8 protein-coding genes and 4 tRNA genes are annotated in these 7,688 nt (G+C 61.3%); all 12 read right to left on the bottom strand.

Annotated elements, in window-relative coordinates; genetic code table 11:
• Positions 1-94: GTP-binding protein (locus AB6O04_RS05750; protein ID WP_005434227.1), on the bottom strand; the 94-nt coding region annotated here is incomplete at its 3' end.
• Between the two features lie 43 nt (positions 95-137).
• A tRNA-Thr gene (locus AB6O04_RS05745) sits at positions 138-213 on the bottom strand.
• Between the two features lie 45 nt (positions 214-258).
• Positions 259-332 (bottom strand) — tRNA-Gly (locus AB6O04_RS05740).
• 34 nt (positions 333-366) lie between these two features.
• A tRNA-Tyr gene (locus tag AB6O04_RS05735) sits at positions 367-452 on the bottom strand.
• 108 nt (positions 453-560) lie between these two features.
• Complete coding sequence (ychF, locus tag AB6O04_RS05730; RefSeq protein ID WP_368562859.1) at positions 561-1,652, bottom strand: redox-regulated ATPase YchF; 1,092 nt, start codon at positions 1,650-1,652, stop codon at positions 561-563.
• Positions 1,653-1,751: 99 nt separating this feature from the next.
• Complete coding sequence (pth, locus tag AB6O04_RS05725) at positions 1,752-2,330, bottom strand: aminoacyl-tRNA hydrolase (RefSeq protein ID WP_368562858.1); 579 nt, start codon at positions 2,328-2,330, stop codon at positions 1,752-1,754.
• A gap of 54 nt (positions 2,331-2,384) precedes the next feature.
• Positions 2,385-3,041: a 50S ribosomal protein L25/general stress protein Ctc gene (locus AB6O04_RS05720; RefSeq protein WP_368562857.1), complete on the bottom strand. Its 657-nt coding sequence runs from the start codon at positions 3,039-3,041 to the stop codon at positions 2,385-2,387.
• Positions 3,042-3,262: 221 nt separating this feature from the next.
• The gene (locus AB6O04_RS05715; protein ID WP_368562856.1) at positions 3,263-4,222 is read right to left on the bottom strand and encodes a ribose-phosphate diphosphokinase; all 960 of its coding nucleotides are present in this window, start codon (positions 4,220-4,222) and stop codon (positions 3,263-3,265) included.
• Positions 4,223-4,309: 87 nt separating this feature from the next.
• Positions 4,310-4,387, bottom strand: a tRNA-Gln gene (locus tag AB6O04_RS05710).
• Between the two features lie 26 nt (positions 4,388-4,413).
• Positions 4,414-5,286, bottom strand: a complete 873-nt coding sequence (gene ispE, locus AB6O04_RS05705) for a 4-(cytidine 5'-diphospho)-2-C-methyl-D-erythritol kinase (protein WP_368562855.1) — start codon at positions 5,284-5,286, stop codon at positions 4,414-4,416.
• Positions 5,283-5,948, bottom strand: a complete 666-nt coding sequence (lolB, locus tag AB6O04_RS05700; protein WP_368562854.1) for a lipoprotein insertase outer membrane protein LolB — start codon at positions 5,946-5,948, stop codon at positions 5,283-5,285. Before lolB ends, ispE begins: the two co-directional genes overlap by 4 nt.
• The gene (locus AB6O04_RS05695) at positions 5,945-7,627 is read right to left on the bottom strand and encodes a tetratricopeptide repeat protein (RefSeq protein WP_368562853.1); all 1,683 of its coding nucleotides are present in this window, start codon (positions 7,625-7,627) and stop codon (positions 5,945-5,947) included. The genes lolB and AB6O04_RS05695 overlap by 4 nt, the downstream gene beginning before the upstream one ends.
• Between the last annotated feature and the right edge of the window lie 61 nt (positions 7,628-7,688).

Here is a 7,688-nt window from a genome sequence, read left to right as displayed (position 1 = left end):
GCGCCGCCGTCAGCGTCGTCTTGCCGTGGTCCACGTGACCAATCGTGCCCACGTTCACGTGCGGCTTGGTGCGTTCGAATTTACCCTTTGCCATGGCTGCTTCTTCTCGAGTAGATCGTTAATGAACTTGCTAATGGTGGTGCTCACGAATGGAATCGAACCATCGACCTCCTCCTTACCAAGGAGGTGCTCTACCGACTGAGCTACGTGAGCGAAAAACTTTCTTACTGCTACGGTTACTGGCGCTTCGGTGTTCAGTGGAGCGGGAGACGGGAATCGAACCCGCACCATCAGCTTGGAAGGCTGAGGTTCTACCGTTGAACTACTCCCGCGCCGGGAGACAACCACAACACACAACATGAATTTTGGTGGAGGGAGGTGGATTCGAACCACCGAAGGCGTGAGCCAGCAGATTTACAGTCTGCCCCCGTTGGCCGCTTGGGTATCCCTCCGAATCACCGGATCGACCCGACCGGCGCGGTCAAATCAAACCAGGGTGAAACAGCCAGAGATTTTGGCCTGAACCGGCGCGGCTGTCAACGCGCAGATACCAACATTTTTCAGACATTGAATCGGAAGTGCAGCACATCGCCTTCTTGGACCCGGTATTCCTTGCCTTCCAGACGCAAGCGCCCCGCATCGCGAGCACCGGATTCGCCCTTGTACTTGATGAAATCGTCGAAGGAGATGGTTTCGGCGCGAATGAAGCCTTTCTCGAAATCGGTATGAATGACCGCTGCGGCCTGAGGCGCCGTGGAGCCGGCCTTGACCGTCCACGCGCGCACTTCCTTCACCCCAGCGGTGAAGTAGGTCTGCAACCCCAGAAGCTTGTAGGCAGCACGGATGACCCGGTTCAAGCCCGGCTCCTCCAGACCCAGATCGGCCAGGAAGGCATCGCGGTCCGCTTCGTCCAGCTGGGCCAGCTCCTCCTCGATGGCGGCGGAAACCGGCACTACTTCCGCCCCTTCGGCAATTGCGCGCGCGCGAACGAGGTCCAGGTAGGGGTTGTTATCGAACCCATCCTCCAGCACGTTCGCCACATACATGACCGGCTTCAAGGTCAGCAGGAACAAGTCACGCACCAGTGCCTTTTCTTCCTCATCCAACCCCAACGCACGGCCCGGCTTGCCGTCGCTCAGGCCCGCATGCAGCTTCTGCAGCACCGGTTTACGCGCAATGGCGTCCTTTTCGCCGGCCTTGGCGGAACGTTCGGCGCGGTTCAGTGCTTTTTCGACGCTGTCCAGATCCGCTAGCGCCAGTTCGGTGTCGATGGTGTCGATATCGGAGATGGGATCGACCTTGCCGGCCACATGCACGATGTCGCCATGTTCGAAGCAGCGCACGACATGGGTGATGGCGTCCACTTCACGAATATGCGCCAGGAATTTGTTGCCCAGGCCTTCGCCGCTGGCAGCACCCGCTACCAAGCCGGCGATGTCGACGAACTCGACCGCGGTGGGCAGCACTTTCTGCGGTTTGACGATTTCGGCCAACTGATTCAAGCGCGGGTCCGGCACCGGCACCACACCAACATTCGGCTCGATGGTGCAAAACGGAAAATTGGCCGCAGCGATACCCGCCTTCGTCAGCGCATTGAACAGGGTCGACTTGCCCACGTTGGGCAGACCGACGATGCCGCATTTGATACCCATGGATTAAAGCCGCCAATGATGAAAAGTAAAGGGTAAAGAAAAGCGCTTCGCCACTCTTTACCGTTGACTCTTTGCAAGCGGCACTTGCCGCTGGTTTTACTACTTGTTGGTATGCAACCTCTTCATTGCCTCGTTGAAGTCTCCCGCCACTGCCAAAGGCAGCACCTCAATGGCGTCGTCGACGGCTTGGCCGATCAGTATCTCGTCGTCTTTGCCGGGCTTACCCAGCACCCAACTGGTCACTCTATCTTTGTGGCCTGGGTGGCCGATGCCAATCCGTAGCCGATGGAATTTGCCGTGACCCAATAGCTGGATCGTGTCACGCAGGCCGTTCTGACCACCGTGGCCGCCATCGAACTTCAAACGCGCGGTGCCGGGAGCCAGATCCAGCTCATCGTGCGCGAGCAGGGCTTCTTCCGGATCGATTTTCCAATAGCGCAATGCCGCGGTGACCGATTTGCCGCTCAGGTTCATGTAGGTAGCCGGCTTGAGCAACCAGATTGACTGACCTGCAACCATTACCCGGGCCGTTTCGCCGAACAGCTTGCTTTCCAGGCCGAACCGCTCGCCTTGCCTTTCCGCCAGGGTGTCGACAAAACGGAACCCGGCGTTATGCCGGGTTCGCGCGTGTTCGGGACCAGGGTTACCCAGCCCGACAATGAGACGTATGCCTGCCATAGCAAAGCCCCGCAACGATGCGCCCGCCTTTGCGGCGAGCGCATCACGGCAGGATTACTTCTCGTCCTTCTTGGTCGCCTTGGCTGCCGGGACGTCCGCGGCCGGCGCTTCAGGCGTCTCCACTTCCTCGACACGGCCGTGCTTGGCGATCACCACCGCCACGTCGTGCTCCTTGCCCAGCTTCAGTTCCGGCAGTTCGACGCCGGCCGGCAGCTTGATGTCGGACAAGTGGACCACATCGCCCACCGACAACGCGGACAGATCGACTTCGATGAACTCCGGCAGATCCTTCGGCAAGCAGCTCACGTGCAGCTCGTTCAGTTCGTGGGTCACGACGACCTCAGCGGACTTGCCGGCCGGCGACTTGTCTTCATTGATGAAGTGCAATGGCACCGTGGCGCGCAGCAGCTCGTTTTCGTTCACGCGCTGGAAGTCCATGTGCATGATCTGTTGCTTGAACGGGTGGCGCTGCAAATCGCGCAGCAGCACTTTCTGGATGTCGCCGTTGAGGCTCAGGTCCAGGATGGACGAATAGAACCAGTCGTTCTGGCTCGCGAGCCAGATTTCATTGTGGTTCAGCTGGATGCTGACCGGCTTGAGATCACTACCGTAAACGATAGCGGGCACTTGGCCAGCGTGACGCAGGCGGCGGCTCGCACCCTTACCTTCGTCTTCGCGGCGTTGCACCTTGATTTCATGTGTCGTTGCCATTTTCTTACTACCTTCAGTTGAATGAACCGTCTCGCGACGGTTTTGGAGACTCTTCCGCGACCAGAAGAGCCTGGGTGACGCGGGAAAGCGGGGAACGGGGAACAGGGAATGCGGAGCTACCGCGATCTGCTACCAATTGCGCTTTCACGCCTTGCATCTGGGCCCGGAGCCGCCACCGCGAACGACACCCATCATTCCCGGCTCCCCGTTCCCGCTGTTGCTCAATCCACGTACAACGAGCTCACCGACTCGCCAAAGGCGATACGGCGGATCGTTTCTGCCAGCAGCTCGGCCACGCTGAGCTGGCGAATCCTGCTGCAGCCTTTCGCTTCCGGCGAAAGGGGGATGGTGTCGGTGACGACCAGTTCGTCCAGCACCGACTTGTTCAAATTGTCCACCGCCGGGCCCGAGAGCACGGGATGGGTGCAGTAGGCCGCCACTTTCTTGGCGCCTCGTGCTTTCAGCGCGGCGGCCGCGGCGCACAAGGTGCCGGCGGTGTCGACGATATCGTCGACCAGCACGCAATCCTTGCCTTCCACGTCGCCGATGATGTTCATCACCGTGGCCACGTTGGCGCGCGGACGGCGCTTGTCGATGATCGCCAGATCGGCGTCGTCCAGCCGCTTCGCCACTGCACGTGCGCGCACCACACCGCCCACGTCAGGCGACACCACGATCAGATTGTCAGTGCCGTAGGCGCGCCAGATGTCAGCCAGCAACAACGGTGACGCGTATACGTTATCGACCGGGATATCGAAGAACCCCTGGATCTGGTCGGCGTGCAGATCCACCGTCAGCACGCGGTCGGTACCCACCGCGCTGAACATCTTGGCCGCCACCTTGGCGGTAATCGGCACACGCGAGGAACGCAAGCGGCGATCCTGCCGCGAGTATCCGAAATACGGCACCACCGCGGTGACGCTGGACGCCGATGCGCGCTTCAGCGCGTCGATCAGCACCAGCAGTTCCATCAGGTTTTCTGCGCTGGGTGCACAGGTCGGCTGAATGACGAACACTTCCTGCCGGCGCACGTTTTCTTCGATTTCCACCTGCACTTCGCCGTCGGAGAAGCGCGACACCAGCGCCTTGCCGGCGCGCACGCCCAGCTCACGACAGATACTGGCGGCCAACGGCTTGTTGGCGTTGCCGGTGAAGACAAGCAGGTTACGATCATCTTGCATCTTGTCTCTCACCGCTGTTGGCTACCGAAGGTCGGGCTTGAATCCCCACACGAGTGTGCGGATTTTGCGCAGAGAAACCTGCATTTATGGCTGGGGCGGTAGGATTCGAACCTACGAAATGCCGGGATCAAAACCCGGTGCCTTAGGCCTCTTGGCGACGCCCCAGTGTGTTTTTCAAGCTAAGTGTTTTTTCAAGCTAGTTCCGCCAGGGATTCGTGCAACGGCGAGCGCGCCGCGCCTTCCGCAACCCAGGCGCGCAGGCCGACCGGTAGCTCCCGTAGCGCAGCCTCGGCAGAGGTGCGATCAGCGAATTCCACGAAACAGCCGCTGCCGGAACCGGTCAGACGAGGTGAGCCAATACGCGACAATGCCGAAAACACAGCATCTACGGCTGGTTCACGACGGCGCAGCACCGGCTCGAACGCATTGTCGAGCAAGTTTCCCGAAACGAAGTCGCGTATTTTCGCGGGTGCAGCATTGCGCGTCAAATCCTCTGATCGAAAAAGATCGCCCGTGGGGACGTGAACACCCGGATCAACCACTACATAACAGGCCGGCGGCAGCAAGATCGGGGTCAATTTCTCCCCCACTCCTTCGGCCCAGGCATTCTCACCCCGGACGAAGACTGGCACGTCGGCGCCCAACGCCAGTCCAAGCTCGGAGAGGCGATCCAGCGGCCAATTCACCTGCCATAACCGATTGAGCACCACCAGAACGGTTGCCGCGTTGGAAGACCCTCCTCCGAATCCGCCGCCTACCGGAATGCGCTTTTCGACGGAGATATCTGCTCCTTGCGCGATCTTAGCTTCTGTTTGGAGAAGAACCGCCGCCCGAACCATCAGGTCATCCGTTTCCGCCACACCGGCAACGGAGTCACCTACTCGCTTGATCAGGCGGTCGCCGCGAACACGCAAACGCACCGTATCGCCCCAATCCAGCACCCGAAAAACGGTCTGCAGCTCGTGATAGCCGTCCGCGCGGCGGCCGGTTATGTTCAGGAACAGGTTCAGCTTGGCAGGGGCAGGCCAAGCTGACCACCCTGCCGATACATCGAAGTCGCTCATTGGGAGCCGAAATCCCAGCGATCCACGATCAGGCGCACTTTGGCGCCTTCACGTACGGCAATTATCTGGCGCGGCAAGGCAGGACGATCACCCTGCGGCTCAAACCAGAGTGCGTAATCGATCCGCCAGCCCGACTCCTGCACGCTGCGCAACCGCCCATCGGGTGCGAAGTCGATCTGTTCGGCCGTCGCGCCCGGGGCCGGCATGCCTTGCGCCCACCGCGTCAATGCCTGGATCGGAATGTCCCAGCCGGTGGCTTCGCGCAACAGTTGTTCGGCGTCCTCGCCCTCGCGTGTGCCGCCCTCCAAGCCTTCCAGCCGGCCGGCCTTGCTTTGCGTGTCTCCGATCAATCGCCAGCTTTGGCGGGTGACCGGCGCGCTTAGCGAAACCTCATAGCGGTCGCCTTCCTGGCGCCAATCGATTCGTCCGTTTCCGCCTTTGCCGTTGTTGTTGATCGCCACGCGCCCCTCGAAAGTCCAGCTACCGTGCGTCCGCAGCCAGCTTTCGCGGATGGCCTGCTGGGCTTGCGCCGCGGCCACTGCTTCCGGGTCGGTCAGCTTCGCCGGCGTTTCCATCCGCGGCCCGCGGCTGACACAAGCCGCCAACACCACCACCATCATGCTCAGGCAGAGCGCCCGCCCCATCCTCTTGCACGGCCTCATGCGCCGGTTTTCTCCAGGGCTCGTTGCAGCGCACGGTTCTCAGGATCGAGCTTGCGCGCCTCATCGAAGTATCTGCGCGCCTCATCCTTTTGGCCGGTGACCCACAGCACTTCGGCGATATGCGAGGCGATCTCCGGATCTTTTTGCAGGGTGAACGCGCGGCGCAACTCCACCAGCGCTTCCTTGTTGCGGCCCAGCCGATAAAGCACCCAGCCGTAGCTGTCGATGATCGCGGCATCTTCCGGCGCGGCCGTGCGTGCGCGGTCGATCAGCTCCAGAGCTTCCTGGTAGCGGTTGGTACGGTCAGCCAAGGTATAGCCCAGCGCGTTCAGCGCGGCCACGTTTTCCGGATCGATCACCAATATCTTGCGAAAGTCCGCCTCGGCGCGATCGATACGATCACGTCGCTCCCACGCCAATCCGCGCGAATACAGCAGCCCCAGATCGTCAGGATAGGCCGCCAAGCCGCGTGCGAATACATCCAGTTCGCCGGCATCGTCCTCGTCCTTTTGCCGCAGCTCGGCCTCCATCAGATAGGCATCGCGGCGTGCTTCATCCTCTACCGTGGCGTCGCCCTGAAGGCGGCGGGCCTCGGCGAACGCTTCATCCTTGCGCTTCAGTTCGTACAGCGTGCTGGCGATACGCAATCTCGCTTCCGTGCGCTGGTCACCAGTGGGTACGCTGCGATACCAGGTCAACGCCTCCTCATTGCGCTTCAGGAACTCGGCAATCTTGCCCAACAGCAGTCGACGATCCGGGCTATAGCGGTCGCTGTCCAACGCCTCGTCCGAATCGCGCCGCAACTCGTCATAGAGCTTTGAAAGTGCGTCGTTGTTGTCGCCTTTAGCCAGCAAGGAAGCTCGCAAACTGTAGGTCAGCGTGTCCTGAGGCCCTTGCGCCAATGCATTGGACGCCGCGACCGCATCCCCCAGCCGGTCGTATTCTTCGGCCAGGTTCAGCCGTACCGTGCTGTTGGAAGCGGCCGTCGGCAGCAGCCCATCCAATATCTTGCGAGCTTCATCCTGCTTGTCGACCTGCCGCAGCTGGCGGGCATGCAGTAGCGCCACCAGCGGCTCCTCGGGAAACCGTTCCACCACATCGCCGACGATGCGCTCGGAAAGTTTCGGCTGATCCAACTGCTGCGCCAGCCCCGCGAATGCCAGCCATGCCTGCAATTTGTCCGGGATAGCTTCGTCATCGACCAGTTCGTCCAGCAGACGCGCGGACAACTTGGGATCCTTGCCGCCGCTGCCCAGGGCGGTCAATGCGTGACGCCAGCCCAGATCGTCGGGCTCCTTCATCAAGGCTCCCAGTTCGCGTCGGGCCGTGCGGGCGTCACCCTCGCGTAGGGCGAGCGTGGCTTCGGCGCCGCGCATGGCCATCGACTTGGGTGCGCGCTGCCGCCATAGCTTGAGCGCTTCGGCGGCACGGCTGTCCTCGTTGGCCAGCAGCGCTATACGCGTGGCTCGTTCGGCCAGGCCGGCATCGTCATCCTGCTGAGCCGCTTCCAAATACCAGCGCGATGCTTCCGGCAGCTGGCCGGCCTGCAGGGCGAATTCTCCCGCCATGACCGCGGCGAGCGGGTCATCGGCGGAAACGGGCTTTTTGGCCGCCTGCGCGGGCTGGATCAGTGCCAGCGCCAACAACGCGGCAACGGTGATACGAATCATTGCGGGCATAAGCATCATACGGGCCGTAAAATAGCGGCCCTCACCAGCCAGCAGCTTAACGCAAGCACCT

Origin of the sequence: Pseudoxanthomonas sp. UTMC 1351, from assembly GCF_040948865.1 — a bacterium.
Taxonomy (GTDB): Bacteria; Pseudomonadota; Gammaproteobacteria; order Xanthomonadales; family Xanthomonadaceae; genus Pseudoxanthomonas_A.
Note: the sequence above shows the minus strand (reverse complement) of the source record. Positions and strands in the feature narration are given on the sequence as shown.